The 25457-nt window shown below is 49.5% G+C and carries 20 protein-coding genes, 1 pseudogene, 3 CRISPR repeat arrays and 1 riboswitch; of the genes and pseudogenes, 5 read left to right on the top strand and 16 right to left on the bottom strand.

The genetic code is table 11. The features are described from left to right. From cmr6 to cas1f, 13 genes and pseudogenes are all read right to left on the bottom strand, one after another. The coding region (gene cmr6, locus BZJ17_RS00690; protein ID WP_077639461.1) for a type III-B CRISPR module RAMP protein Cmr6 at positions 1 to 1038 on the bottom strand (1038 nt) is incomplete at its 3' end. A 23-nt stretch (positions 1039 to 1061) separates the two neighbouring features. After that, on the bottom strand, positions 1062 to 1463 hold the full coding sequence (gene cmr5, locus BZJ17_RS00685) for a type III-B CRISPR module-associated protein Cmr5 (protein WP_108743756.1): 402 nt from the start codon (positions 1461 to 1463) through the stop codon (positions 1062 to 1064). After that, on the bottom strand, positions 1464 to 2336 hold the full coding sequence (gene cmr4 / locus BZJ17_RS00680; protein WP_077639460.1) for a type III-B CRISPR module RAMP protein Cmr4: 873 nt from the start codon (positions 2334 to 2336) through the stop codon (positions 1464 to 1466). Positions 2337 to 2359: 23 nt separating this feature from the next. Beyond that, a complete protein-coding gene (locus BZJ17_RS00675; RefSeq protein ID WP_077639459.1) occupies positions 2360 to 3502 on the bottom strand; it encodes a type III-B CRISPR module-associated protein Cmr3 in 1143 nt (380 codons plus the stop codon). A 2-nt stretch (positions 3503 to 3504) separates the two neighbouring features. After that, entirely contained in the window at positions 3505 to 5352 is a 1848-nt protein-coding gene (gene cas10, locus BZJ17_RS00670) for a type III-B CRISPR-associated protein Cas10/Cmr2 (protein ID WP_077639458.1), read from the bottom strand. Positions 5353 to 5355: 3 nt separating this feature from the next. After that, a complete protein-coding gene (gene cmr1 / locus BZJ17_RS00665; protein ID WP_077639457.1) occupies positions 5356 to 6612 on the bottom strand; it encodes a type III-B CRISPR module RAMP protein Cmr1 in 1257 nt (418 codons plus the stop codon). Positions 6613 to 6746: 134 nt separating this feature from the next. Then, positions 6747 to 7135: direct repeats of the CRISPR family, unit length 28 nt; unit sequence TTTCTAAGCTGCCTATGCGGCAGTGAAC. Positions 7136 to 7211: 76 nt separating this feature from the next. After that, positions 7212 to 7779: direct repeats of the CRISPR family, unit length 28 nt; unit sequence TTTCTAAGCTGCCTGTGCGGCAGTGAAC. A gap of 150 nt (positions 7780 to 7929) precedes the next feature. Beyond that, complete coding sequence (cas6f, locus tag BZJ17_RS00660) at positions 7930 to 8577, bottom strand: type I-F CRISPR-associated endoribonuclease Cas6/Csy4 (RefSeq protein WP_077639456.1); 648 nt, start codon at positions 8575 to 8577, stop codon at positions 7930 to 7932. A 9-nt stretch (positions 8578 to 8586) separates the two neighbouring features. Then, positions 8587 to 9570 (bottom strand): type I-F CRISPR-associated protein Csy3, encoded by a 984-nt coding sequence (gene csy3, locus BZJ17_RS00655; protein ID WP_077639455.1) that lies wholly within the window; start codon positions 9568 to 9570, stop codon positions 8587 to 8589. A 16-nt stretch (positions 9571 to 9586) separates the two neighbouring features. Further along, the gene (gene csy2, locus BZJ17_RS00650; protein ID WP_077639454.1) at positions 9587 to 10579 is read right to left on the bottom strand and encodes a type I-F CRISPR-associated protein Csy2; all 993 of its coding nucleotides are present in this window, start codon (positions 10577 to 10579) and stop codon (positions 9587 to 9589) included. Continuing rightward, on the bottom strand, positions 10579 to 11928 hold the full coding sequence (gene csy1, locus BZJ17_RS00645; RefSeq protein ID WP_077639453.1) for a type I-F CRISPR-associated protein Csy1: 1350 nt from the start codon (positions 11926 to 11928) through the stop codon (positions 10579 to 10581). Before csy1 ends, csy2 begins: the two co-directional genes overlap by 1 nt. A 38-nt stretch (positions 11929 to 11966) precedes the next feature. Further along, positions 11967 to 15086: pseudogene (cas3f, locus tag BZJ17_RS00640) on the bottom strand (type I-F CRISPR-associated helicase Cas3f); the annotation flags it as partial. A 15-nt stretch (positions 15087 to 15101) separates the two neighbouring features. Continuing rightward, positions 15102 to 15404 carry a hypothetical protein gene (locus BZJ17_RS17265; RefSeq protein WP_241836734.1) on the bottom strand — a complete coding sequence of 101 codons (303 nt, stop codon included), beginning with the start codon at positions 15402 to 15404 and terminating at the stop codon, positions 15102 to 15104. After that, positions 15401 to 16372 carry a type I-F CRISPR-associated endonuclease Cas1f gene (cas1f, locus tag BZJ17_RS00635; RefSeq protein WP_077639452.1) on the bottom strand — a complete coding sequence of 324 codons (972 nt, stop codon included), beginning with the start codon at positions 16370 to 16372 and terminating at the stop codon, positions 15401 to 15403. Before cas1f ends, BZJ17_RS17265 begins: the two co-directional genes overlap by 4 nt. Before the next feature lie 254 nt (positions 16373 to 16626). On the opposite strand from cas1f, the gene BZJ17_RS00630 reads away from it, so the two are divergent. From BZJ17_RS00630 to BZJ17_RS00620, 3 genes are all read left to right on the top strand, one after another. Further along, positions 16627 to 16950: a type II toxin-antitoxin system RelE/ParE family toxin gene (locus tag BZJ17_RS00630; protein ID WP_077639451.1), complete on the top strand. Its 324-nt coding sequence runs from the start codon at positions 16627 to 16629 to the stop codon at positions 16948 to 16950. Further along, positions 16943 to 17227, top strand: coding sequence for a helix-turn-helix transcriptional regulator (locus BZJ17_RS00625; protein WP_077639450.1), 285 nt, complete (start codon positions 16943 to 16945; stop codon positions 17225 to 17227). The genes BZJ17_RS00630 and BZJ17_RS00625 overlap by 8 nt, the downstream gene beginning before the upstream one ends. A 115-nt stretch (positions 17228 to 17342) precedes the next feature. Continuing rightward, a CRISPR array of direct repeats spans positions 17343 to 18509; the repeat unit is 28 nt; unit sequence TTTCTAAGCTGCCTGTGCGGCAGTGAAC. A 218-nt stretch (positions 18510 to 18727) separates the two neighbouring features. Beyond that, entirely contained in the window at positions 18728 to 19012 is a 285-nt protein-coding gene (locus BZJ17_RS00620) for a TIGR03643 family protein (protein ID WP_069587016.1), read from the top strand. A 321-nt stretch (positions 19013 to 19333) separates the two neighbouring features. Here BZJ17_RS00620 and BZJ17_RS00615 read toward each other — a convergent pair whose 3' ends face one another. Both BZJ17_RS00615 and BZJ17_RS00610 read right to left on the bottom strand, forming a co-directional pair. Then, the gene (locus tag BZJ17_RS00615; protein ID WP_077639449.1) at positions 19334 to 20497 is read right to left on the bottom strand and encodes an amidase family protein; all 1164 of its coding nucleotides are present in this window, start codon (positions 20495 to 20497) and stop codon (positions 19334 to 19336) included. A 121-nt stretch (positions 20498 to 20618) separates the two neighbouring features. Further along, positions 20619 to 21800: a J domain-containing protein gene (locus BZJ17_RS00610; protein ID WP_077639448.1), complete on the bottom strand. Its 1182-nt coding sequence runs from the start codon at positions 21798 to 21800 to the stop codon at positions 20619 to 20621. Between the two features lie 322 nt (positions 21801 to 22122). Beyond that, positions 22123 to 22216, top strand: a riboswitch (glycine riboswitch). A gap of 72 nt (positions 22217 to 22288) precedes the next feature. Here BZJ17_RS00610 and BZJ17_RS00605 point away from each other — a divergent pair. Beyond that, positions 22289 to 23692: a sodium:alanine symporter family protein gene (locus BZJ17_RS00605; protein ID WP_077639447.1), complete on the top strand. Its 1404-nt coding sequence runs from the start codon at positions 22289 to 22291 to the stop codon at positions 23690 to 23692. 123 nt (positions 23693 to 23815) lie between these two features. On the opposite strand, the gene BZJ17_RS00600 is transcribed toward BZJ17_RS00605, so the two are convergent. Next, the gene (locus BZJ17_RS00600; protein ID WP_241836733.1) at positions 23816 to 24493 is read right to left on the bottom strand and encodes an HAD family hydrolase; all 678 of its coding nucleotides are present in this window, start codon (positions 24491 to 24493) and stop codon (positions 23816 to 23818) included. A gap of 306 nt (positions 24494 to 24799) precedes the next feature. On the opposite strand from BZJ17_RS00600, the gene BZJ17_RS00595 reads away from it, so the two are divergent. Beyond that, positions 24800 to 25384, top strand: a complete 585-nt coding sequence (locus tag BZJ17_RS00595) for an FMN-dependent NADH-azoreductase (RefSeq protein WP_069587020.1) — start codon at positions 24800 to 24802, stop codon at positions 25382 to 25384. Positions 25385 to 25457 lie beyond the last annotated feature (73 nt).

The raw sequence follows: 25457 nt of genomic DNA, 5'->3' as shown, positions 1-25457 counted from the left end.
AATTAAATCTTTGAGTTTTTTATTTTTCTTTTTCGGATCCCAAAACCGCACACACTGCCTCACAAGGTCTTGCAAGGCCAGTTTGTCTTTATCATCCCAGCTCTTGCCATTTTCAATAGCGTTTTTTATTTGCTCCCGTAATAATCCAGATGAATCTGGCTTATTTTCTTCAATTTGAGCATTGAGTTCAGACCTCATCGAAAAAATATATCTTTCTTCTTTGGTCATTGCAGCGAATTTCACTTCCTCTTCGAGCCTTATCAGCTCACTCTTTTTCTCGTCAATGAGTGTTTGTGATTGCGACATATACCCATACCCAGCAGCGGTTTTTGCGCCGATGCCATTATGTTCAAGTGCTTCTTCTAGCATCCGTTGGCATGTTTGTACTGCCTCAGGCTCACCTTCCAACACAAATAGAAAGCTACCCTGCACCGCTAATAAATGGTTTGGGATCGGGCTATCTGTATCATCTGTATCTGATGGCTTATCTTGACTGCCATTGTAGTAGGCTTGGTGGTGCGTTGTGACCACATCAAGCACAAACGGCTTGCCGCCGTCTTTGGGTATCCACCAAGCGTCGTGAAACGTCACCGTGCCCGAGATACGGCTCGGTTGTTCACTGTCGTCGGTGCCCAGTAATTCCTCAATATCGTCAGAAAACGCTTTTAGGTTACTGTTTGCCCAGTTACGTACCACGCCTTTTACGCTCGAACCGGGAATGTACGGCATGCCATAGTTACGGCTGAGACAGCACCCTGTTTCGAGGCCAGCATTACCATTCATGCCTATCAACAGACGGTTTTTTAGCGTGAACGCAGCTTGTTGAAATCGGCTGTCATCGCCGGTCAGATCGAACCAACGATTAAATGCCGTTTTGTACTCAGCAGAGGCTGGTAAGGCGACTAGCTTTTGCAGGTGTTCCTTTTTGGAGTTCTCTCCGTCAAGCGATAGCAAGCCCTTTTCAAGCAATAAACTAGGGTTGATGCAGTTGCTGCTTCGAAACGGCGCGTCTACCTTTTTGCGGACCAGTGCAACCATGGTTATTTCTCCTCAAGTGCCGTTTAGTTTAAACCTTCATCATCAGCGCCGATGTTCCACACACCTTGCACGTAACGTCGAAGCCAACCAGCAATCGCGAGTACATTACGCGTCATCGCTAGTGTTTGAGGGAGCTCTAAGTGAATGATTGCCTCGTGAAAAGTCACATTATCTTGGTATTGATGAGTCGCTAACGCTTCAATAACAAGCCTTAAATCTGTGAGCAAATCGCTGTGGTGAGCCTCATTTTTAGCAAGTAAAAATCCAGTGGTTTGGGTTAAACCATTTTGCAGCAACATTGCAGGCAGTTTATGCACTAATGTTGCGTATTTTTTCTTCGCTTCTTCCGTATACGACTGATGCTCTTTGTCTTTGATTCGCGCAAAGGCTTCGATAGCGATCTTTTGGCTGCGTGATTCCATCATTTACTCTCCCTTATCTTCTAGGGAGATGAACTGCACTAAACCACTGCCAGTTCCCATATTTCCGCCCATTTGTAGCAACGGCTTTTCTTTCAGGATATGGTTCAATTCACGCACATATTGCTCATGACAGCGGTTATGATCTACCGAATACACGCCCCAAAGGATACTTTCAGCAGGCAAGCTTTCTTCGGACCAAAGTGCGCCGTTTTCTACTCCCCCCGTCGTTTCCTTAATGCGAATACGCGTGCGAATTTCAGTGGCCGTTTCAGCCAAAAACGAAAAGACGGTATCGGGCAATACAACGATCCGTTTGCGCATGCTCTCCCTAAGCTCTTCGTTATCCGGATATATACACTGTGCAATATCTTTCGCCCAGGGTTCGACATCGCCACTGGTTTGAGCATCTAAATCTAAGTCCTCCAACACCATCACATTATCTTGATGGTTGGGGTTATCATTTGGACACAGTGCTTGTTTTTCTGACGGCATCGGAAGTGAGAAATCAAGTTCTCGATCCTGTTTGTATCGTTGTAAAATAAATGGACAGGTCGCATACGCCAAAATGCCATAAACCGTTCGAACAGGCAGCAATAGCAAATGCGCATCAGTGATCGACAGCGCACCCGCTCGGCCGTCGTTGGAGGTGCTGGCGCCAAAGAGTGATTCGGTTAGACCTTGTAAGGCACTTGACTCTGCAACTGATTCTGTATCGCTTACTTGAGCTTTTAATACACCTCGCACCGTTGACCCTGGCACGATCGGGAGATAAGACGCACGTTCACGCGCAATGGGTTGATCAACAATGCCGACAGACTGGCCTGCGCCACAATGTAAAATGGTATGGCTAAACAAGTGATAGACGTGAAAAGACATAAATTTCGTCCCTTGAAATGATGTTAAGAATTGACCGAATCAGCAGCAGGAAGCGCTAAGCCGAAGCCATTACGATTATGCTGTGCCTCATCGCACACATGAGCGAACCACAATGCTTCAATGTCCGCTTCAGGTGCCTCGCCAACAATGTCAAACCAATAAGTCGCCCCAGGTGGGATCATTTTCTGTGCCGCCCGTGGACGTCGATTCGCCAAGTCCCAACCAGACTGCGGTAGCCAACGCTCAAGCGCGGCGGCACGCAAGCGCACTTGCAGCGTTTGACAGCACGGGGGCGTGCCCATCAGCGTTTCTTGGTCCAGCCAATGCGGCAGCCAACCACCATTAAATAGCGCCGGCGTTAAAAGCGTGAGGGTAAACGCGCCACGGTTGATAATGGAGTCAACTAAATCAGCTGGCCTCGCGGGCCAAATAGACGAGGACACGATATTTGCTAAACGACGCTCGCCGCCAAGGTTCAACAGAGGTAAACTGATGTCACCATCAATCCCTGCCAAAAGCCCAATCCTTTCGTCAGGAAACGGTTGGGCTTTGCTCGGTCTTTGCCACATCGTTAACCCTGTGGTTTGAAAAATCTTTCCTGACTCCGCCTGACGGCTTTGATTGTTCACCGATATATGCGTGCGAATATCCGGATCAGCCGGGGTCCAGCCGTTTTGCTGAATCTGTCGAGCACTTAACGCGTCCCCTCTTCGCCACGCTAATAAATCATGGAACGACCACCAATTTGGTCCGGATACGGGTTTACCTTGGTGCGCGGTGTCACTCAATAACGGCCAAAGTCCATTGGGTAGATCGCACCCTTCTCCACTATTGGGCTTTACAGGTTTTGATCGTGCCAACACGACCGTATCCGCTTTACGATCATGCACGTACTGCACATCCGCAGGCTTTGGCACCAGTATGTTTTCTTCACTGGGCGCGTTACCATTGATGGGCATCTTTACGGCTAACGGCCCTGTCACCGAAAGCATCAACAAGTCTTCATTCAGCGGTTTTCCCGTACTGCGCGCATGAATGTTGCGTAATGCGCCGGCGACCGTTGAAGGAGGCGGAAATCGTGCCGCCTGCGCATCGGATATTTCCTCAAATGGCCGACTTGAGCGAATAATCAAAGGATCTCGTGGTTTGATAAGATAATACTGCATGATTAATCTTCCCCTCCAATATCCTTGGCTGTTTTCGCACTTATCCACCGAGCCAATATCAATTGATTCGCGAGTTCATCCAACGAATAACGCGATGCCTGCGTTCTAAGATGCTCTTTTAGTGTGTGGATACGCCCTTGCATCTCGCCGCTTTCTCGCTCTTTCGTAGTATGATTGTGCGCAAACGCCGCACGCACCAACATACGTTCGAGTTCACTGCGACGAATATCACTCACATCAGGCCCGTTTTCATTCTCGAGCCACTTCAATTGGTGGGCCATATTACGTATATCTTGCATAATTCGCGTAGGCATAAGGTCTTGCGAAAAAGCCTCAACAAAGGCTGAAAATGCATCAAGTATCGTTGAATCGTCCCAGCGACAGCGCCATGTAATTTCATGGCCTGAACGGATCCCTAAATGCACGGCGAGTGCATTTCTTGGCGCTTGCTCGTCATTCCCTTTTGCGTGTTTTTCTGCTGCTATTGCACGCTGACGTAGCTGGCGCATAGGCTGAACAAAATGCCCAATCGCTAAGCCAACCGACAGTGTCGGCGCGACCATTTGTGGGTTGTTAAAGTTGTTCTGGATAACGGCATTCATAGCAGCGGTAAAGTGATTAGCTAGTTTCTGAGCGCACAGTATTGCTCGGTGTAGTGGCAAGAACGCTAAAATATCGTCGCCGCCGGTATAAATCGCATGACCACCAAACTCTCGAATCATCGCGCGCACATCACTCGCAAACCGATGCAATGCATCTGAAATATTAATGGATTGGGTTGTGTTATCCGCTTGCGCAAATAACTCCCCCATTCGGTCGCCATCCGCTTTAAGTAACACGCCGTAAGGGACGGGTTCTCCATACTGAGCCACAACATCTTTAGTTAAAAAGTCGCGCAGTGCTTGATACGCGTTTTCATCGTCAAACGACGATGCCTCGAGCCGGCTCGCAAAGAGGTATTCACCGTCATAAGGAAATTTTTGATAATAGCCTTGGTTACCTTTCACTGCGGTAACGCGCTTCGCTTCATAAAAAGGCTTATAAAGATCATTAAGCTTTTGCAAATAGTCATCAGGTAAGCTTTGTAACCAAGGGTCGACGACTACACGACTAAACGGCGTGAATTGCTCATGTTTACCAGCAAGGCGCTTAACGATCCCGAGCGCATCTAGTGACTCTTCATCTGTCAGGCCTAATATACGTTTCTTTCTCTCAACCTCATCGGGGCTGAGATTCAGCTTTTTCGCCACGGTTTTATTGGTTAACGCATGCGTGAGCGCGTTATTCGCGCCATCCAGCGTCGATTTGTGCAGCCCTGAACGGTCATCTTGCATGGGCAAAAAATCACGTGTTCGCTTACGCGCGTGCAACAGCTCCCCAAGACGCTGAGACGCGGATTGGTAGTCATCAGGTTTAAATGCCACCCATGCCGCAAACATTTCTAGAATATCTTTTTGTTGTTGCGCCCAATATTCGGGTTCGATACCCACTTCACGTAAGTTTTCTCTGTCTAATACGTCAGAAAAAATGGCCCCGAGTTTTGAGGTTGCTGCCTGCTTCGCTCGTGCAATCTGTTGCTTTAATGCTTCTTCATTGTTCGCGCTGACAACCGCACGCACAACATTTGCGATGTTGGCTTCAGGCTCCCCGCCCTCAGCCTGCTCACTGACGTTAAGATGAGGGCTTGGAAAAATACGCGAGCAATGCGGTTTTCCATCTAGCTCAGCGGCTATTGCACTCGCGACTTGCGACAACAGCCACGAGCCACACCACAAATCTTGTGAGCGTCTCCCTGCTTCAATCAAGCTTTGGACTGGGCCAACGCTGATCGCGACTAAATAGTCCGTCATCAATTATCCCTTTTCGAAAAAATCTAGAAATGCGTGGAGTGGATCGTTAGCACGTAAGCGACCATTATCGTTCATGGGCGGAATGCGCTTTGCCAATTCATCCCGCTCATGCTCAGAAGATGGCCAGTTCTGCGGGGACTCTTTTGCTAGTGCTGCCGATAATTTTTTTTGGTAGGCCTCTTCATCTTGTTGTGATGTAAGCGATAAGTCCAAGTCGGCTGATAAGGCACGTTGCCAGCTCGGTAGAAGTAGCGCTATCGCACACCACCGGTCACCATCTGTGTATGGTCGAATAATAAGAGGACTGGCCATCCGCTCTTTACTTTGCGGTGTCAGCGTCATCTTTGGCGGCTCTTTTTGGGTTTTATCGTTAAAATCAAAGATAATTGGCATGCCAAATGCCGCTCTCGGAAACGCATTTCCCGCGGGGTGTTCCGGTTCATGATTAATTTTATGTTTTTTAATCATYCTTCGAAGCTGATCTGGCTCCGGCCAATAGCTACGTCCGGGACGTTTGTCTTGATTACCCTGATTTCGGCCTATCCCTTCTCCCTGTCGAAACTTATAGAGTGAAAACGCTGCCGCTTCCCACGCCTTTTCCGCTGACTCGAAATATTTTTTGCCACTGGCACTCGAGACAAAAGATAACGTCATGCTATCGGGCATGTCTTGCGTTGATATGCTGTCGATGCCCGCTATCTTTATCGCACCGAACCCTCGGCGCGTCCTGCCACCGATGCCGCCAAAAGACGCCCACCAGCGTAACGCTGTCTCAACATCTTCCTTAATTGCGTCTGGGTAACGAATAGACAGGGTGAACCTAAAACCACTATTTAAACAAGATGTATGTTCGGCCACCCCAAGAAGATACTTCACGCCTCTACCATTGAGACGTTTTGTTGATATTGTCTCCAACCTATTCTTGGGACAGTCAACATAAACACTCACCTTGCTCGCCTTTGCTCCATGGTCACCAATACCACCCCAAATGGCTTCTTCCGCGCTGCGTAGTTTTTCAGGGTTGTCCGGAACACACGCGATACGCCACCAAAAGCGCAAATGACCACGAATCGCACTCGCGCGAATAGGCATGGCTTGATCAGTTTCTCCAGCGAGCACACCGCCGCCATACATGGGAGTGACAAGCTGGCATTCGTAGCTTTCCCAGCGATTGTCATCACTCTTTTGCGCTTTCTGCTTCAGAGAGGCTAACTTCTCATTAAGCGCTGCAAAGTCTTTGCGCTTCGTTTTTCTTCGCATTCCAACACTCCATTTGTCAGGCGACAAGCTAGGCAAAGTATGGCTACTCTTTCATACAGCTCACTAATTTAACATGGTTTGCATGGTTAAAAAATGAATATAGGTCAACCATTTAAGGGTGACCCTTATTGACACAATTAAGCTGCCTATGCGGCAGTGAACTTAAAGCTGTTACGCACACCCGATGAGCTAGAATTTCTAAGCTGCCTATGCGGCAGTGAACCACTGGCAAACTTTTCGATGTCTCGAGTGTTTTTTCTAAGCTGCCTATGCGGCAGTGAACATCGACCAAACAAGCAATTTGCACAACATACTTTTCTAAGCTGCCTATGCGGCAGTGAACTGACTGCGCCGCCAATCATAATGGTTGTCCCATTTCTAAGCTGCCTATGCGGCAGTGAACACTCGCCGGTTGAGGTGGCTAAGAACATGTTTTTTCTAAGCTGCCTGTGCGGCAGTGAACTACCGCGGCAAAGCAGAGTACCCTATTGGTGATTTCTAAGCTGCCTGTGCGGCAGTGAACACGTTTGTCATGGGGTTTTCTAAGCTGCCTGTGCGGCAGTGAACACTTTATCAAGCCCTTTAACAACTATGTTTGATTTCTAAGCTGCCTGTGCGGCAGTGAACAATCAGATAATAAGCGCCATGATTGCACTATTTTTCTAAGCTGCCTGTGCGGCAGTGAACGTGCGCGTTTGCAGAGCGGCATTGAGTATCTGTTTCTAAGCTGCCTGTGCGGCAGTGAACAAAGCCTGCTCGCGTGTGCAGTGGCGCTCACTTTTCTAAGCTGCCTGTGCGGCAGTGAACACCAACTGACCGGATACATCCAAGACAATATTTTTCTAAGCTGCCTGTGCGGCAGTGAACGTCCCAGGGCGAATGTCGAGAGTAGTTTGCAATTTCTAAGCTGCCTGTGCGGCAGTGAACGCCTTGATTTGGAGTAAGTAAAGATGGGGAAATTTCTAAGCTGCCTGTGCGGCAGTGAACCTATGACTGTAAGACTGATTAAGCCAACACGCTTTCTAAGCTGCCTGTGCGGCAGTGAACAAAGTCTGGATTGATTTCAATATCTTGATGTATTTCTAAGCTGCCTGTGCGGCAGTGAACCGCGCACGTCCGCGAACTCCGCCGACGGTGACTTTCTAAGCTGCCTGTGCGGCAGTGAACAATAGAATAACCTAACAATCGTCAGTAACAACAGGCCGTTAGGATAAAAATCGCCTTTTACCCTTGTTAAAAACGGCCTGCCGTAACTAGCTGTATTTAAAGTTTATTTTTAAAGAGCCCAAAAAGAAGGGGTAAAGAGGGGTTTCCCCCTCAAAAACACGGCACCGCAGATTGCTGGTCGGGTTCGCGTCGGCTTAGCCCATAACAGGTGAATGGTTGGCCGTTGCTTGGCGGCTGTTTAGTCAGTTCCCGTTCAATATACAAAGCAAACTCGGTATTTGGCTGCCCTACTCGTTTTTGGCTCGACAGACTGGTGACTTGAATAAAAGGCAGCGACCAGCGTTTGTCGTCCGTTTTGATGTTTTCCAACAAACGACGCTTTACCTCCTCCTCATCGTAACCATTTTTGCTGGCAATCGCGGCCGCACGCCGGTCGAGGTTTTTATACAGTCGCTGCGGCGATTTGTAGTTCCAACGTTTGAAGTAGGCATAGTCTTGCACCCCTTCTGGCACGGGCTTGACCGCTTTAATATGTACATAATCGGTTAAGCGAGACAGCCATCGATGAATATTCAGCTGCTCAAATGCCGCCTCGGTTTGCGCAAACAAGCGCAACCGATGACCGAGTGGGAAATCTCCTTGGCGATAGTCCGGAAAACCCACCGCAATGGCCGATTGATTCGGTCCGATTTTGTTTTCTGCCAAGGCAATGTGCACTTGCTGAAACACCTTGTGCCAGAGAAAATCTGTCGAAATATCGGTGTCGGGCAATAAGGTGATATCAATGTAATACTGCATTGTGCCTCCTTACGCGCCAAACACGCCGCCGCGGATCAGCATCGCCATAATGTAATGCTGCTGTTCGAGCGTTGGGGTTTTGTCTTTTAACATCCATCCATCGAGCAAGTTGTAAAAGTCGTTCTTTTCTTTGGGCTGACGATACGCCGCCCCTCGGTTAGTCACCGAGCCATAAGGTTCGATAGCGATTGCGCCCACTTCGTCATAGGCAGGATGCCAAGTATCAATAGTGCGCAGCGCGTTGCCGATTTTTTGTGAGTGCATCGCGGCTTGGCCATCTAATTGATACAAGAATTTACTTTTGTCGCCTTTACCGCCGCCCATTACCAGCTCTTGAGAGGGGTAGACCGCTTGCCCTTCGCCCAGTTGGCAGTAGGCTTCAACATGAATAAGCGCATGCGCTTCTGTTAAGCCATATTGGATCACCTCTGCCAGCGCGGTGACATCCGGGTGCGCGTCAAAATCGTGCAAGCTAAATTCGTAGCTATCAAAGTTAAATTGCTTCTCGCCTGCGGTGACCACCACCTTAACTTGCTCGGCACCGACACGGTTGCGCCACAAAAAACGCCCATTGGCAATGTTGTGTGCGTAACGTTGCGCCAGCTCTTTAAAACCGGTTTCTGATTGATAGTCACGCACTTTATCAGCCAACGCTTGCTGATAGTCCGGATTGTTACAGGTTGACGGTACATGTAGTCCGCTGAGCACACGCAGTGAGAACGTCACTTTGAGCGTATCGGCATCATGCGGTAGTGCCGCAACATCGACCGTTTGTAGGTTCGCTTTAGATACTTCCGCATCTAGCTTAGCGGGATCATTGGCGGTGGCCGCTTTTAAGCGGTTGGAGATAGTGCCTCGCACTGATTTTTCGCCCACTTGAATGGGTTGCCAATCGCCTTTTTCCCAGTTGCCCGCATACATTAGTGCATCCGAAGGAACCAGTTTCGCTTCAAAGGCAAGCACGGAAGGGGTAGTCAGTTTTTTATCAGCCATGATGAAATCTCCTTAATTACAAAAAGTCGGGGTCAAAGTCAGTGTTATCTTCGGTTGTGGGCACAACGTCAGGTTCAATGGGTTCGTCATGCGTTGCTGCCGTCACGCGGGCAAGGTACCAAGGGTAATCACCGTGATAACGCCAGCATGCCTCGTCGATATCGGTGAGACGATGTACGCTGCGCCACTCTCCCACGCTGTATGCTGCTTCCACAAAGCTTACCGGCACATCCGGATCGCGCACATTGGCGACCTCGCCTGCGGCATAACAAGGGGAAATAGCGCGGTAGCCCGTCATGATCGGCACTAAATATCCAGGCTTGGGTTTGGCTACGCGCTGCCATTGCGCCGGCACGGGTTGGTCATCATCGTTAGGCACGTGTTCACCATCGGCGACAGCGTGGTGCGTCAGCATGGCAAACTCACACCAAGCATCAAATAAGCTGGCCTGCGCATTGTGTTGCAATAGCTGTTGATGATGCTGGGCGAGATAATCATGCCGGTCGCAAAGGGCAAAGCCCGGCATGAGACGGCGCAAGGCTTTTTTCTGCATACTTGCGTCCGCGAGCAATTCAACCTCACCAATGGTTAAGATCTGTCCACCTGCGAGCCGTCGCTGAGGCGCCAAATCTTTCACCTCCGCGATCAACTGTGCTGCGGCGGCTTTATCACCGGCAATCAGTCCCTCAACCTCAATCAGCAAAGAGACTTGCATATTCATGCGCCCCTCTTCATTGATTGATGCCGTTTCACCTTTGGCGGTGACCGGATTACGGGTTAAGGCAAAAACATAGTCGCCCCACCCTTTGGGCTGCCGTGCATGAACATTATTTTTGTGGCTCACCACGGTCACACCACCCAAACGCAATCCCATCGCATCAGGGAGTTGACGTGATAGCGCATGGGCAAAGCCGAGAAAGTGCGTGATCGCCGGAAAACCATAAGTCAGCCCCGCGATCGCATTCGCGTTTTGCACCTCAATGTGCTTAAGCAATAGATACTGTGCCATTATCGGATCTCCTCAAATTGAGGCGTGTCGCGCTCAAACGCTTTTAGCTGGGTTAGGAACACTTTGCGGATGTAATTGAACTCCGTATCACCAAGCAGATAGTGTTGTTTGTCCTCTAGCTGGCGCAGTAACCAAGCAGCAAAATCAGAGGCGACAGTATCCAGCCACCCTTGTGCGCCACGCTCTCGCTGAAATTGATCGTCGGGGTTGTACACATCCAGCCAAAGTGCGTGTTCACGTTTTAGTCGGTACGCTTGAACATCCGTGCCTTGGCTCCAACCGGCTGGTACTTGCTGCTGAACCCGCGCGGCATAGTCAAACACCAGGTCAGTGAGTGGCAGAATAAAGTCATGATCGCGCCGATAACGGGTGGCAAAGTTGCGGTCCCGTTCGGTTAAACTCGCCAAAAAGCTACGAAAGTCGTGGATTAAATGGCTGGTTTGGTAGGCTAAACGGCGGTTGAAGATACTCGTTTGCTTGCTTGGATCCTCCGGCTGCTGCTGATAGCTTGGCGGCGCAGCATTGAGCAAAAAGCCCTCGCCATGACGCTCACTATTCAGTTGTGACACGTTTTGCGGTTTAGAGCCGCCAAAGGTCTGTTTAACAGTACGCGGAAAGGCTTCTAACCGCTCTGGGTGATAATGCTGTTTATTCTTTGCCTCACGAATCGCTTTCACTTTCTCGCCATACCGCGTCGCACGCACCTTGTTATACAGTGTGTGCGCAAGGTTCGATGAATATAGCGGGCAAAGCAGGTGGTACTCACCTTCATTCACCGGAAAGTAGGTCTGCTTAATCAAGTTATGAGCCGATAACACTTGGTCACCCAGTGCCAATGAAAAGCCTGCACGCCAAGTCTCTAGCAAGTTAGCGTCATCAGTGAGTGGCTTAAGTGCGTTGATATGGCCGGCTTGTAACTGAGAAATGAGTGACTCCCCTTCCACAGTGATTTTTAAAAAACGCGCCACATCTAATGCAGCCGCATTGCCGACTGCATCAATGGCTTTCTCGGTCAGCGAATAGCTGGTGAGGTAGTGAGATTCACTCTTATCGATCTCAGTGACCAGCATGCTGCTCGCTCTAGCATCACTGTGAACAAATTTGGGGCAATGGGTGGCGAGGCTAATTTGCTTGGCCCGCGTCGCAGCGTCTGTGACCCAGTGAATTGGCTCAAACTTCGCTTCGATCGGGGTAGCTTTCTCTGCGTAATCGGCATTGGCGATCGCCTCTTGCTCTTGGCTGGCGGCGGCTTTTAGGGCCTTATCACGCGCCTTTTGCAAAGGCTCAAGCTTCGCCTGTTTGCGCTGTTCAATATATGCCAGCAGCGCATCGTATAGGCTGTGTTCCATAAGCGCTTCCTTTATCCTGTTGTTCCATTAATTTTTCTTTATTCCCGAAAAGCACCCAGTTGTGGATGCCAACACCAAGTGATGTTTTGGCCTTCCCGCTCAGCCGCGAGGCGTATTTCGCCCAAATGCTGGCTCGATTTTTTAATCGACCATCCCAGTTGGTCAGCAAAGTGCTGATAAACAGCTTCCGGATCAACGTCAAACCACCAATGGCAACCGGCTGCGAGCGATATTTCGGCGGGTTTAAAGCGATATGAGTGATCGGCGTATTGGTAGGGATAACGTGAGGTATCTAACTGCTGCCAAGCCAGCGTGTCATCGTCGTTATAGGCCAGCACAAAGCTTTCTTGGCGCTGACTGTGACGAAACGGGGTGCGCCGGATCAGCTCGCCGCTCCAGCTAGCATGTTTACCGGGCGAACGTAGCCCAGCGGCTTGGCTGACAAGCGTATCGTTCCACCATAGCTCGGCTTCCTTACCGGTTCGGAAGAAATCAGGTTGATACTTTTCCCCGCCCGTCAACTCCAACGTAAAGCGCAACGCACGGTGCTCTTGTACGCCCCAGTGGGTCACCGGTTTAGTCGCTTTTTTTGCCGACGACGCAAATATAAAGGCAGATTTTTCCAGCTTGGGGATTTCCTGAATACGCGGCGTGGCGGAAATTGCGGTTAGTCCCTCATCAACCGTGACCTTGTAACCTTTTTCGAGCGGGACAGCCGCGCTTTCAAAGCCTGGCTTACAATAAGCGGGATGCTGGCCTTTAAGCGCACGAACATTCTGATCGAGCACATGAATATTGGCGCTTGTCGGCGGTTGCTGACGGTGACGTTGTACCCGCCCCGCCAACTGAATTAAGGCACGCATTGAACTCGGCTCGGCAATGGCCCAGTCGTAATCGTGATCACGTCCTACTTCCACCACCGCCGTGCCCACCACCACAAACATCAGATGTTTGGCATCACAGTGTTCAATAGCATGACGAATCTCCGGCTGTTCGAAAATCACCCCTTCATCATGGCGATTTAACGCCGCATCAAGACGACTTTCTCGATAAGAACGCAACGCCAGCGGAAACTGGGAGTGGTAAGGACAAATAAAGATCGCATGATCCGGCTCCGGCGAGATCTGTACCAGCGCCCGAGTCAGCGCGACCATTGGGTTAATATTGGCCATGCGCACCACGCCTACCGACACTGTTTTTCCGGATGCATGGGTTTGATGATGTGCATGGTGCAACTGATGAATATGGGTATGGATAAGCTGCGCTAGCGGCCCAAAATCGAGGTTAGGTTCGCTGGGTGTCGGGGGAACAGCCAGGGAGGTAATCGATGACGTGTCTACCGTCTTCCCTTTGCGTAGCACCTGTTGGGCGCCCTCTAATCGCTTTACACGTTTGGCGACAAATTCGCGGTGGTAAGCCACGTATTCGGTTTTGTTCGTTATCGTTTGGATCTCGCTGGTAAATTCATCAAACCAGCCGCAAATCACAGACGTGCTGTTTGTCGCCGCGTTGTCACCAAACTGGGCTTGATTAAACTGCGCCCTGCCCGCGCGATAGGCATCAAACAAGCTTTTTACTAACGAAGGCGGCAAGGTGGCTGATGAGAGCAGCACCCGTGACCCTAACATGCCTGCCCAATTCACCAAGCGACATAGCGCCGGTAAGTCTTCAAGACCAAAATCATCCGGCTCATCAAGGACTAAGTCAGTACTGAGTAAACGCAACATGGGCGCAATTTGATGACCGCCACGCAGGCTTTCAGTGGCGGGCATCAGATGATCTATCGTGCTCACTAACACCGGCGCACTGACCAATTTCTCCAGCTTAGGCTGATTATTCAGCCAGTATTTTAATCGGCCATCGTAAATTTGCCCTTCATAGCTGATAAACAGTTGCTCGAGGAAGTCTTCAGTGGATTCACTGCCACCGGAAGACTGATTTAGCGTATTTTGCGCCTCGTGCAAGCGCTGGATTGCTTGCGAGCCAACGAGCACAGCCAACTCATCATCGCCAAGTTTCAGCAAATCGCGATACGCATCGCCGGTTTGCAAGGTGAGTGTTCTCAACCCCAGCGCCACCGAGAACCGGCACCCCTGCCAAGGATCGGATAACGCATACATAATGCGCGCGTTGGCAATGGTTTTTCCGCAACCTGTCGACGCCATATTAATGCCGAAAAAGCCCTGCGTTTCCGACTGAGTGGCTATGGTTTTGGTTTTCCGATAAGCGATATCTTGCCAGCGATATTTCTCTTTTTCGGCGCTTTGGCTAAAACGGCGGTGCTGAGCAATCGCCGGCAAGGTCCATTTGAGCGAAGGTAAATTCTCCGCAAAGCGTCTCGCATTAATAGCCACGCCGATGTTGTGCTCATCCAACTGTTGTTTAGGCAGCGCGCTTTTGCGTTTGCCTTGAGACTGGTCTGTGTTGGCAATCGACGTGTAATGGCTATCACGCCATTTGGGCTTGGATTTTTCCAGCGGCAGCGACGAGTAATAATGATCCGCCAGCATTAACGATAAACGTGCCATATGGCTGACAAACCGCTGCGATAACCAATCAACTTGTCCATGAGCGCTCCACGGATATTGGCGGGCACGCTGGGCCAATTGACACGCTTTTTGTTGCCAAGGCTGGCTTAAAAACGGGGTGCCATCAGGAAAGCGCCAGTTATCGGCAAGCGCTTGCGGATCATATTTGGCGAGGTCAAGTGCGTTGGGCGCATTCCAATGGCTGCCAAAGCAACGGAAAAGCCATTGGTCAATTTGCGAGAGCTCAACTGGCGCGTTGTCGGCATCATAGTTCACGGGCAATCGGTGATGCGACACAATCAGCCAAGCCACGAGGGATGCGAATGGCGATAAGTCATCAAAGACCGGCTGATAGCCGTCCGTTTCAGTAAACAGTTGCGCCAGTAGCTCAGTTTCATGTTCAGTAGCCGTTTCAGGCGTAAGCTCGCTAAGTTCATCAAGCCATTGTTGATCCTTTTTGCCCTTGGCGAACGCCTCGAATAAACGCAACGACACCCACTCATGGCGATACGGTTCACCTTGGTGTACTGTTTGGCCGCGAAGCTTTTGCTGAAACAACGCATTGGCTTTCCCAAAATCATGAAACAACCCGGCCATGGCCGTTGCCAACACAATCACCTCATTAAGCTGCCAGCCCTGCTCCCATTATTTGTGGCTAAGGTCGCGCTCAGTACGATTAACCGGCACATTGCCTTCTAAGTTAAATTTGCGGCGATTACCCACAATCCACACGAGTTGGCTATGGGTTCGCGAACGAACCCAATGACAACTGACCGCGGTGCTGCGGCTGGCGGTTTTGCTCAGCATTTTTCGCACCGTGTTTAAGCCATCTTCGGTGATCAGTGTTTGCCAGGTGTTATCACCTATTCGGTTGGCAAAGGCATCGAGCACACGGCGGGTTTTCTTCAGTGCCTTTTTCTCGCACTGAGAAATAAAGGTCACCATCATCGTTGCTGCTCCGTTATCTCATCCTCAGAGAAATCTTGCAGCGCAATGGCTTTGATGGTGTTGAACATAAAGTCCATCGCTTTGTGTTCAATAAAGGCTTGCAGGACTTGCTGGCGAAATTCTTGTTCGGTGGCGTTTTCTTTGGCGCATACAAACGCCCAAGGCAGCACGATGGCATCTTTGATTAGGTCAGCCGCATCAAACACCAGCGCGCCGCGACGGGTTTTGCCATGCATCACCGCAAACCCGTGCGGGATCCCAAGCACCCACAAACAACTCGCCGCCAAGCCATAGGCTAAGTAGTTGCCATGATTTAAAAAGCGGTTGGCGAGATCGTCGCCCTCATGCTGACGTTTAAAGCCGTTTTTTTGCGTGCGGTTCGCCGCGTGTTTGTAGAGCGTTTTGGTCAGCTGCGCTTCGGTAAGCAATAAATCAGCCGGCTTGCTGGCCGTCTCTGTTCGTTCCACAAAGGTGTCGAGCGCACCGGTCAATTCGGCCACATCAAACCCTTCAAGCTTAAGTTCACGGCTCGCTTGCCAGACCTGCTTTAAGTAACTCAAACGAGCTAGCTGAAAAGCCTTTGCAGCGTCCAGTCGCTTTTGATCATCAAACCAAAAAGACAACCAACCTTGCAGATATTCGGTGGGTCGATACTCGCTTTGCGGCGTAAACCATTCGACATCAGTTGCCATGTGCAGCGGTGTGCCTCCACCTCCGCAGAATCCAACCAGCACGCCCGCTTGCGAGAGCATACGCATCGCCGCTTGCGTAATTGACGTACCGGTGCCGAGCAGTAAGACGGTGGTATTGGCAATCGGGATATTAAAGTAGAGGTTTTCGCGTTTGGCCTCCGCCAGGTACAACACACGCCCGTCTTTTTGCATCACACGGCAATGCTCGAGGTAGTACATATTGGCGCGTTTGGAGTGAAGAATCGTTTTAAGATCGGAGGGCGAGAGATCGTCCATGGGTGTCCCTTTCGTGACTGTCCGAGTGACCAAGCAGGTCACTCACAAGCATTAGAAAGGTAACAAAAATAGCAACGCATGCCCGTGAAACAAGGCACAGTTTAGGGTTTGAAGGAAGATCGCAATCTACTGTCTGTACGATTGTTATGCGAATCAGATAACAATAATCGCCCACGATGACTAGGGGTTACTCGGTATGATAAGTGGATTTTGACCCACAAACACTTATCATATATGATAATGAGAAGTGAAAGATGCACTGGAATATTGTTTTTTATCGAGGCGTAGAAGAGAGCATTCTCAACATGCCTCCTAAGATTCAAGCGCGAATGCTCAAGCTGCTTGAATTAATAGAAAAACATGGCGCAAACTTGGGTCCTCCTCACACAGAATCAATAGGTAACGGCCTGTTTGAAATTCGCGCCAGAGCAAAAGAAGGGATCGGGCGAAGTCTATTCTGTTATTTAGACGGTCCCAACATCTATGTCCTTCATGCATTTGTGAAGAAAAGCCAAAAGACACCAAAGAAAGACTTAGCATTGGCAACAGGGCGTATGAGAGAGGTGAAAAATGAATAGCTTACAGGCATTAAAAGCGAGAGCATTACAAAACCCAGACGTGAAACAAGCATACGATGAATTGACGCCTGAGTTTGAATTGATCGAGATGTTACTCAGTATGCGTAAGCAGGCCGGGCTAACTCAACAGCAGGTTGCAGAACGTATGGGGACGAAAGAAGGCAATATTTCTCGACTTGAAAAAGGGAAAAGTAATCCAACCCTTAGAACCCTGCTTAGCTATGCAAAAGCATGCAATTGCAAGCTTAACTTTGGCTACAAACATGCGTCAAATTAACATGTATAGTCATTGCTAGTCATACGCTTTTGTTGATATTGAACCATCCCCCCCTACTTCCTCCATGCCACGACCCACCAACAATGAACTGGCATAAAAAAAGCAACTATTTCAGTGTCTAAGCTGCCTGTGCGGCAGTGAACTCACTCACATTTGATTGAGAGTGATTTATCTCTTTCTAAGCTGCCTGTGCGGCAGTGAACTCGGCGTTGACCTCACCCAAGAGGAGCAAGGCTTTCTAAGCTGCCTGTGCGGCAGTGAACAGTTTTGCAGCTTCGACCCGAGAATGAAGGAGTTTCTAAGCTGCCTGTGCGGCAGTGAACAGTTTTGCAGCTTCGACCCGAGAATGAAGGAGTTTCTAAGCTGCCTGTGCGGCAGTGAACCATGGCTCTAACAACATACCTAACCCCGTCAGTTTCTAAGCTGCCTGTGCGGCAGTGAACACACCGCGTTTACCATAGACATTTTAGTAAATTTTCTAAGCTGCCTGTGCGGCAGTGAACTGGATTTGAGAAAATCGCATAGCGGCCATCATTTCTAAGCTGCCTGTGCGGCAGTGAACTAGCAACCTCCGGCCTTTCTTGGTGTGATTATTTTCTAAGCTGCCTGTGCGGCAGTGAACCATCCGGTGGAACCACTGGCGGTACTTCTGGTTTTCTAAGCTGCCTGTGCGGCAGTGAACTCCATTACTTTGTCCATATTTCCTTTGCGCAATTTCTAAGCTGCCTGTGCGGCAGTGAACATCGACTTGAACAAGCTAAATGGGGCGCAAGTTTTCTAAGCTGCCTGTGCGGCAGTGAACTTTAGAACGCCACAACATAGAGGCGCTATCATTTTCTAAGCTGCCTGTGCGGCAGTGAACGCTTGTCGCGTTCATTGCATCGTTCGTCGTGCTTTCTAAGCTGCCTGTGCGGCAGTGAACGGGAGTGCTTTTGGGATGCGCAAGCGCTCTACTTTCTAAGCTGCCTGTGCGGCAGTGAACAAAGGGTGATCGCAAGATGCACCCTGCATTTTTTTCTAAGCTGCCTGTGCGGCAGTGAACCGCTGAATACCACGGACAGCCCGAGTCGCAGTTTTCTAAGCTGCCTGTGCGGCAGTGAACCTTACCAGTATTGGCGCCAGTCCAATGACGGCTTTCTAAGCTGCCTGTGCGGCAGTGAACCAGAAAAGAGCACGGCAAAAGGCGCTGAGCTTTTTCTAAGCTGCCTGTGCGGCAGTGAACACTTTAACAGCCTTGATAACAGTATCGCTCAGTTTCTAAGCTGCCTGTGCGGCAGTGAACAATAGAATAACCTAACAATCGTTCGATACAACAGGCTGTTAGGATAAAAATCGTCTTTTACCCTTGTTAAAAAGGGCCTTTCGTAACTAACTGTTTTTATGGTGTATTTTTAAATGTCCCAAAAATAAGGGTGAAAGCATTGATTGGTCAGAAAGAACACGCTGATCGGTTTTTCCTGCGCTACCCGTATTATTTGCCACCAGCATAGGGAGACAGATATGGCTTTGAACGAGCAACCGGGAGAGATTGACCGAATTATAGAAATGGCATGGGAAGACAGGACCCCTTTTGAAGCCATTGAAACACTGTATGGCCTGCGACAAGATGATGTTATCGCGCTGATGCGCCGTGAGTTGAAGCCGCGCAGCTTTAAGGTATGGCGTGAACGCACAAACGGCCGTAAAACCAAGCACAAAGCGCTGCGTTCAGCGTCTGTGGGCCGTAGTCATTGTAAAAGCCAATATAAAGTAAAATCGTCTAACGGTAAGGCCAATCGCAGATAAAAATGATGTCACAGCGAAGCGTCTGAGTGGTTAATTGATCGTCTCTGTCACGTTATGGAAACGTGACAGTCAAATTGTCACTTTCTACTGGCGCTTAGTCTGTGCTTCAACCCCAAAGCCAATCTAACTCACAGCGTTATTTTTCAAATAGTTATGCGTTAAAAACAACACTAATCCAACTACTTATCCACAGTTTCTGTTGATAGTAAATCGACATCGGATAACTTATTTAAACTTTAAATATCAGCAAGTTAATTGCATAAAATACAATTTTATAGAAATTTCTTGACGACAGCGTGGCTAAAGATTCCAGAACTAAGCTTAACCGACCCAACGGTGTGCTACTTCCATCAATAACTTATCTTTGTTGGGATGTGCCAGCAATGTGACACCGTAAGGAGCTTCTTGGTAGTTAAATAATGGCAAGGTTAACTGCGGTAGCCCACAAACATCGGCCAGCGCCATGAGGCGTCTTTGTGCCAAATTAAAGATGTCGCTTTGCTCTTGGCCTGCGTTTCTTGGCAAGATCTCGCCCGGCGTAGACGGTAGAATCAATACTTTATCACTTGGCCACATCGCACATACGGTATCTCTGAGTTGCTTGCGCGTTTTTTTCGCTTGGAAATGGTCTTTGTAATTAATCGCTTGAAGGCGGGCCAAGTAGCTTTGTGTGGAAGACGGCAAGTCGAGCTTTTGCTTTTCCAGCCATTCTTGATAGACCAGTAAAAACTCATGGCTGGCAATGGCAACTTGGGCGTTCTCAATTCGTGTTAAAACGAGTTTGTTCATCGCCAACGTGGTTTCATGCGGTAAAGGTAACGCCTCTAATTTTTTGTAGAAACAATCCATGGCTTCGTCACTGTAGTAAAGTGCGAAGATAGGTTCTGCCAACACAACGCCGACAATGTTTTTGATCGCCGTTGAAGGTTTCGCCACCAGCTCTTGGAACTGGCTAATGGGCGCTAATGCCTGACTACAGACGCCCGGATTATCAAATGTTTCTGCCGCAGGTAGCAAACCACTCGCGTCGATGAGCCCTGGCGTAGGCCGATAGCCAAATAAGCCACAATGTGCCGCCGGGATGCGTACACCGCCAAAAGCATCATTACCAATGCCTAAGTGAGCCAGTTTTTTTGCGACTGCGACAGCAATCCCTGCATTACTGCCGCCGACGCGATACTTACGGTACTTTGGATTGCGAAGCTCTGCGTAGAAAGGATTGAGGCCGGTAATACTAAAGGCGAGCGGATCCACTTGCAGTTGGCCAATTAAATTGGCGCCTTGGGTCATCATGGTGTGCAGCACCGCCGCATCTTTGGCCGATTCAGTGCGCCCTTCCGACCATGCGGGAATACCGATCCCCGACACCAAGCCTTCTACCGCTACAGAGTGAGAAACGGCAATGTGATAACGCCTGAATACCCCACCGCCGCTATCCTGACGAGGTGGATCATACCGATGCGCAAACATGGCTTGGTCTAACATTGGCGTTCCTTATCACAAAATCAATCGAGCCTTATTGATCAGTGTAATACAGGCGCGACAAATCAGACGCCTGAGTTGGGCGGTAAACCATGTCGATGCAAATGAAAGTGTTACTGGTTTTTTAAAAGTTTGCCGCTGTCAGCCCTGGTGCTCGTTGACACGATTGTTCAAACGCACTGAGTTGAGGGGCAAGATCCTCACTGACAAAGGTATCGTCAAATATTTTCACTTTGCGGGCGAGCTGCCAACTATCAATCGACGCGCCTTGTCCGTAGGGAATTGCATACACATGAAAGTGTTGACGCTGAGTAATGTAGTCAAGATTTGGCGGTACGCGTAAAGGTTGATAGGTGGTATTAAGGTAGACGTAAAACTCCCCTTGGCAATTGGCCACCACATACGAGCCTTGCTCACTGCGTAACGCGAGATAAGGTTGTGGTACTTTATCAAACTGATTCACATGCCATTGATTCGCTGTTGCAGTTAGCTGGATCATCGGAGCAGTCGGCATGGACGCACGCGAATCGCTTACCTTTGGTGTCGGCGTCGGTGCAGGTGCCGTTGTTTGATTGTTTTCCAACGGTTCGACAATTCTGACACGTTGCGCCACCTCTGGCGCCGATTGGCCTAACAATGTCCCCATCATGCTTTGCCAGTGGCTAGTCGGCAACATCAGCACCGCAATAACGCCCCAAGAAGCCAATACCCAACGCCATGCTAAGCCGGGCTTTGCGGCTTTAAGCGTCACTGGCGTTGCTTTGTGTTTGAGCTCGGTTTCCAGTTGTTCAACCTGAGATAGTGCCTGTTTTAATTCTCGATTGAGCTGTTTACTCTCTTTCTTGTCACTGTCATGTTGCTTTGATAACCGCTGATGCTGCTCTTCTAAGACATGATGTTGCTTTTCCAGCTTCTGATAGTGCTCCCGCCATTGGCGATTATCAAACTCCAGCTTGGCAATTTTCGCGGTCAGATGCGCAGGGATTTGGTTGTTCGCTTGGCGGGCTCGTAAAGTTCGATTCTCTTGCTGCAATGCGGCGAGTTCTTTTTGTAACCGCGCCACTTGGCTTCGCAATGCTGCCGTGCCACCAGCAGATTGTTGACTGTCGAGCGGGCTGTGATCGCCCTTGCCATTTTTAACCGCTTGATACGCTTCACTGACAAGCTGCATCAACCCTGTGCTTCCGCCTTTATCTGGATGCACACGAATAGAAAGTTGACGATAGCGTTGTTTAATTTGCTCGGCGCTTTCACTGGCGCCAACGCCTAAAAGTTCGTTCCAAGTGGTCATATCAGGGCCCATCATTACGGCTTCGTCTTGCAAACTTAATCACAAGGTGTTGATCCGTGTTATCGGCAAAGGATCACATTTATTGAGTATTTATGGGTCGAGATTTCAGTATAGCCAGCACCCTATTGTTCGGAGATAAAAGTTTAAAGAGTGCAAATTTTGCGCGCTTCTTTAATTGATAAGACTCTTTATTCATTTTTGCATTGCATTCATATTTCTGTGATCTATCATACTTACCGCAATATGACGTTCCGATGAAGACAGCAGGAGAGAGGTGGCATTCGCCATCCGCCGAAGAAGTAAATCTTTCAGGCACTTAAATGTATGGACTGCTGTTGGAGGAGCCTCTGGAGAGACCCGTTAAGTCGGGCGCCGAAGGAGCAAGCTTGTTTTCAAGTGAAACTCTCAGGCAAAAGGACAGAGGAGATACCCACCCCAATATGTAGCACTTTTGTTAATATTAGTGTGGCTTATCTCCTCCTTTGATGTTTAAAGGGGGATAAATGCAATTTCTAACTCAATTACCAGATATACCATCACTTCTCGCCACCATTGACGACTGGATATGGGGCCCACCGCTCTTACTACTACTCACCGGAACCGGTCTGTTCTTTACCGTACGGTTAGGGTTTATCCAGCTACGCCGTTTACCTTTTGCACTAAAACAAATTTTTAAACCGGCGGATGCCTCAACCCAAGGCGATGTTTCTGGTTTTGCGGCTTTATGTACAGCATTGTCCGCGACTATCGGGACAGGAAATATTATTGGTGTCGCAACCGCTATCGCACTGGGCGGTCCCGGCGCCCTATTCTGGATGTGGCTAGCCGCGTTTTTAGGCATGGCAACCAAATATGCAGAATGCTTGCTGGCGGTGAAATATCGCGAAACCGACCACAAGGGCAATATGCTGGGCGGGCCCATGATGTACCTTTCTAAAGGGGCTGGGCAACCGCTTTTAGCGAAGCTGTTCGCGCTGTTTGGATTAGGCGTCGCCTGCTTTGGTATTGGCACCTTCCCGCAAGTTAACGCCATCAGCAGTGCCGCAACTCACCTGTTCAATATTCCCACCGTGGCGGTTGCAGGGATCTTAACCGCATTGGTCGCCCTCGTAACCATTGGCGGGGTGAAGTCGATTTCAGCCGTAGCGGCCAAAATCGTTCCCGTGATGGCGGTATTCTATGTGGTCGCGTGTTTATGGGTGCTTGGGGCGAACATTGAACAACTCCCACACGCCGTCGCGCTGGTCTTTGAGTCCGCGTTTACGGGAATGGCAGCAACCGGTGGTTTTGCCGGTGCGGGAATGATGCTTGCGATTCAAGCCGGTATTGCACGCGGCGTATTTTCTAATGAGTCAGGACTGGGCAGCGCCCCTATCGCCGCGGCTGCAGCCAAAACCGATTCTTGCGTTGAGCAAGGCCTTGTTTCCATGACCGGTACTTTTATCGATACGCTGGTGATTTGTACCATGACGGGCCTGACCCTAATTCTGACCCAGTCATGGTCAGGGGAGCTGGCAGGGGCCGCGATGACCTCCCATGCCTTTGCAGTCGGTATGGAGAGCAGCATTGGGCCCATGCTGGTGAATATTGGCCTGTTATTTTTTGCCTTCACCACCATTCTAGGCTGGCATTACTATGGTGAGCGTTGTGTCGCTTATTTGTTCGGTAAACGCGCTATCTATCTATATAAGCTCATTTTTATTGGATTGATTGCATCAGGATCCTTTATCCATCTGAACACCATTTGGATCCTTGCTGATATCGTTAATGGCTTAATGGCGATCCCGAACCTGATTGGCTTGTTGCTACTTCGCCATGTGGTGATCAATGAAACGCGCGCTTACTTTAATCAAGAGGCGGCGAGCCCAGCCCGTGCCGAGCATACCACTTGCAGCCAAGTGCATTAAGTTACGGCTAAGTGTATGAGTGGCTCGTTACCACCTCGGTCAGCCCGCTAATACAGCAAACGTAAAAAAGCCGGTGAGTACACCTCACCGGCTTTTACGTATTACTCAACAGGCTGTCATTGCTTACGCAAACTTCACCGCATCGGTTTCTTCTATGCCTAAACGCCCTAAAATGGCGCGTAGATTAACAAAATCGTTGATTCGGGTGTGGTGTTCCACTTTATCCCCTACCGCGACGAACTCATAATCCAGTGATTGAGTCGCCTGTTTGTCCCATACCCCGTCACCAAAATAAATTCGGCGATCAAACTGCACGCCATAATCTTGCTTGGCGCGGAACGCCGCGAGTGCCATCACTTCACTGCGGCTCATCGCATCCGAGCATGAGGAGAACACGATGCCATCGACATTAAAACCGGCCGCCTTTAGCTTCATCCGCGCGGTTTCTTCCCAGCCACCTGTCGCAATGGCGAGGGCGACAGAAGGTACTTGACGCATCTCATTGATAAACTCGACCGCGCCCGGAATGGGAGTCATACCGTTTTCCGCAATGGCGTGCGCGAGCTTTTGCATAAACACACGTTTCACTTCTCGGAAAATGGTGATTTTCTCTTTTTTCAGGTCGTTTTTATCGATGAGTTCTTCGATGATACCTGCGTCGGTGATATTGGTGTATCCACCCCAATCATCAGGCACTGTCAGTCCCGTCACAGCAAAAATGGCTTCACTAAAACACTCGTGGTCCATTTGGCAGCTGTCTACCAGCGTACCATCCACGTCTAACATAAATAGATTTTTCACGCGCTATTCCTCAAATCCCGTTGCGTCCACACAAGCACACGGCTTGTTGATTTGATTGTGGCGCTTCCCCAATGCAAGCTGTCTGTCCGACACAACGGCCATTATAACATTATTTTTACATTTTGGACGACAGCCGAGCGCAATCATACGCCCCTGCTTGATAACTGCCAATGCTCACTCGAAAAGTTGTTACATCAACGAAATTTTTGAACAAGTTTAACGAATCCTTGACGTGGTGTTTTTACGCCCAAACCCTACACTAACCAAGGTCGCAATATGCAGCCCGTTAATTTTAAGGAGAACGTAATGAAAGCGCTTGTCATCAAATCAAGTATTCTTGGCCCCCATTCTAGCTCGAACGCCGTGATCGATGGCGTGGTGAACAACCTATCACCTGATTCTTTGGTTGAGCGTGACTTGGCAGCCAATCCATTGCCGATCCTTGACGGCGAGCTTGCCGGTGGCCTTCGTGGCGGCAGTGATCTGAATGAACGTCAACAGCAAACGTTGGCGCTTTCTGACCAGTTGATCAACGAGATCCAACAAAGCGATACGCTAATTATCGCCGCCCCGATGTATAACTTCACGGTGCCCGTACAGCTGAAAGCGTGGATTGATCTTATTGCCCGTGCTGGCGTGACATTTCGCTATACCGAAAATGGTCCTGAAGGCTTAGTGACAGGTAAGCGCGCTATCGTTGTCACCACACGAGGTGGGATGCACAAAGGCGGTAACACCGATCACGTGACAGGTTATATGCAAACCGTACTTGGTTTTATCGGTATTACAGACGTTGAATTTGTCTACGCGGAAGGCCTCGCCATGGGTGAAGACCTGGCCAGCAAAGCCATTGACGATGCAAAACAGCAGCTCAAAAAACTGGCTTCTTAATCGCAAAAGACCCACTGTTTGGTGTAAACGCCTGCCAATGTGCAGGCGTTTAGGTTAACAAGCGCGCGAGGAT

It is taken from the genome of Salinivibrio sp. IB574 (assembly GCF_001996205.1).
Taxonomy (GTDB): Bacteria; Pseudomonadota; Gammaproteobacteria; order Enterobacterales; family Vibrionaceae; genus Salinivibrio; species Salinivibrio proteolyticus.
Note: the sequence above shows the minus strand (reverse complement) of the source record. Positions and strands in the feature narration are given on the sequence as shown.